The organism is Pseudoalteromonas sp. SWXJZ94C, from assembly GCF_015864385.1.
In the GTDB taxonomy this organism is placed as follows: Bacteria; Pseudomonadota; Gammaproteobacteria; order Enterobacterales; family Alteromonadaceae; genus Pseudoalteromonas.
Genome location: NZ_JADYXF010000116.1, coordinates 1 through 1,980 on the forward strand (window position 1 = coordinate 1; position 1,980 = coordinate 1,980).

Consider the following 1,980-nt stretch of genomic DNA (forward strand, 5'->3'; position numbering starts at 1 on the left):
AACCGCTCATATTTTAAATACTGGATATGCCCAATGTTTGAGCCACAAAGGGTTGGTTATGTGTAAGCATAAACCACAGACTTGTTACAGCGCAGTGTGTAAACACAGCCAGAAACTGGACTGACATTGGTACTAAACGATGACTGAGGCGAAAGCCAAGGGCCTTAATTAATCATCAATAATGCTTAATTAAACTGCCTAAATTCATATGGGTGACTGGTGCATATTCACACCAATCGACGTCATTACTAGGTGCGTAGTCATATTTAAATTGAGTTTAAATAATAAGAACACTTGGTTTTTGAATAAAAAGATCAAGAAAACACAGCTGCCTGCTTGACCGGAATTTTCTAATGGGTGACCCCATTGGCTTTTTTGAATCAATAACCACTTCTGGCAAATAAAAAGATCCATCGTAACCTGTAGTTACCTGATCTTCTTTTTCAACCTTATTCGCAAATAATAAATTACGTTTGATTAAAGCCCCTTCAACAGGAGCACCTTTTAAAGTAAGTACTCCTTTAACTTCAGAACACATATGAACACTATATTTTTTTATTAGACCAAACATAATGATTAGATCTCCATTTACATATACAAAAAACGCTTATAATCTAAAGCAAATTACTTTTAATATTCAGAATTTAACACTCACTATTAAAGTGGGTGTCTTTGTTATTCTTGTTTTAATTCTGTTAGTTATTTGTCTTCCGGTAAAAATTCACCCGTCACTAGCCAATTAGGGATGTAATCAGTTTCAAAATCTAATTTGTAACCGTTTCGGTCGTAAGCAAACGCTGCTGCTGCAATTAAAGGCAAAGAAATCCAACCTTGCTTTGCGTAGCTATCTTTTTTCCAAAAATCTTTATGTTTTCCTAATGCATCACGCATTTCGCTATTAAATTCGCCCTCAGCATCGGGGGTAAAAATACAACGATATACTGCTATTAAAGGTAATAAAATATGGTAAGAATAAGGCAGGCGATCATTGTCAGGATCGTCGGCTAGTAATGCCTTTTCTAGCAGGTCCCCCATATCCGCACCGCCGGTAAATAAGTTTTGCATAATATTAACCAACGCCAAATCAAAAGTATTACACTTGAGATTGGCATTTAAAAAAACGGTTTCATTAACTTCTCTCAAAGAGTGGATTGCTGAGCGATCACGTAAAATGACTGCGCTGTAAAATGCTTTTTCCCACGCCCCTGTGTTCATATGCGAGGTTTTATGACCACCCGTCAATTCAAAGGTTTCACCATCAATAGTAACGGAAAAAGTTTCATCAACACGCATAACAAACTCAAAATTTGCTGCACCAAACTCTTTAAGCAGCATGAGATAACGCAATTGATCTGAGTGATCGTATTCAGCAACGACAGAATCTGCAAAGGCATCTAATGCGTCTTGAATAGAACTACCAATAACTTTACCACTATTTTTATTTTTAATAGTATTTATCTTTTTGGGTATCCGCTTTTCAAATCTATTAATATCTTTAATGACTAATTCTATAATTTTTGCTTCATAATGTCTTTTTATCATCATTTGGTACCCATTTGTCGTTTTTAAATGAACTTAGTTCAGCTTCTACTTTTAAAGAACCACCTGCTTCTAATTTTAGAGAGCCATCGTCATTTAAACGTTGACTAACTAGTTTAGTGCTAATTAACTCTCCATCTCCATCTCCATCTTCAACATCTAGTAGCTTGTCCAGTGTTTCACCTAAATCTTGCACTTGCTTTTCAAATTTAGGATCGTACTTATCAGAATTAGAATCAAAACGCGGATCTTCTTCTGCATCTTTAATCTTTTTCTTCATGTTTGTAATTATACTTTCACGATATTCAGGTGAGCCTTGCTCAGCCTGTAGACCATCTTCTGTTTTACGGCTGCCTCTTGTGTCAATTAAACCAGACAGCCACTCTAATTGAACAAATAAAACTGTGCTATAAAATTTAATTTTTAGGTTAAGAATATATC

General features: G+C 35.4%; 3 protein-coding genes. All 3 read right to left on the bottom strand.

What is annotated here, in order from left to right; translation table 11 throughout:
• Positions 1–277 precede the first annotated feature (277 nt).
• Entirely contained in the window at positions 278–571 is a 294-nt protein-coding gene (locus tag I6F65_RS21210; RefSeq protein WP_197114802.1) for a DUF6795 domain-containing protein, read from the bottom strand.
• A gap of 128 nt (positions 572–699) precedes the next feature.
• On the bottom strand, positions 700–1,545 hold the full coding sequence (locus tag I6F65_RS21215) for an immunity 49 family protein (protein WP_197114803.1): 846 nt from the start codon (positions 1,543–1,545) through the stop codon (positions 700–702).
• On the bottom strand, positions 1,523–1,980 hold a 458-nt coding region (locus I6F65_RS21220), incomplete at its 5' end, for a hypothetical protein (protein ID WP_197114804.1). The genes I6F65_RS21215 and I6F65_RS21220, both read right to left, overlap by 23 nt.

What these genes read in the sequence shown, in the direction of transcription:
- I6F65_RS21210 (WP_197114802.1), bottom strand. Translation starts at nt 571, where the DNA reads ATGTTTGGTCTAATAAAAAAATATAGTGTTCATATGTGTTCTGAAGTT.
- I6F65_RS21215 (WP_197114803.1), bottom strand. Translation starts at nt 1,545, where the DNA reads ATGATGATAAAAAGACATTATGAAGCAAAAATTATAGAATTAGTCATT.